Here is a 237-nt window from a genome sequence, read left to right as displayed (position 1 = left end):
CGATGAGCTTCCGGACCGTGCGGAGGTTGCGCGCCGTGCCCGCGACGCCGAGAGCGCGGTCCAGCACCGCCTTCGTCAGCTTCGTCGAGTGCACGCCGCCGCTGCCATAGTCGATCCAGAGATCGTCGTCCACGAGCGCGAGGCGCTCTCCGGGCTGGAGCCGCTCCTCCAGCGCCTCGAGCGCGCCCGCCTTGCCGGCCCTCTCGAGGAACATGGCGTGCACGAACTTCTCCTCAC

At 70.5% G+C, this 237-nt stretch carries 1 protein-coding gene; it reads right to left on the bottom strand.

Annotated elements, in window-relative coordinates:
* The coding region (locus SB660_RS23700; protein ID WP_410585043.1) for a hypothetical protein at window positions 1-237 on the bottom strand (237 nt) is incomplete at both ends.

Source organism: Bacillus sp. SIMBA_005 (assembly GCF_046535585.1).
In the GTDB taxonomy this organism is placed as follows: Bacteria; Bacillota; Bacilli; order Bacillales; family Bacillaceae; genus Bacillus; species Bacillus pumilus.
This window is presented reverse-complemented; position numbering and strand designations above follow the sequence as displayed.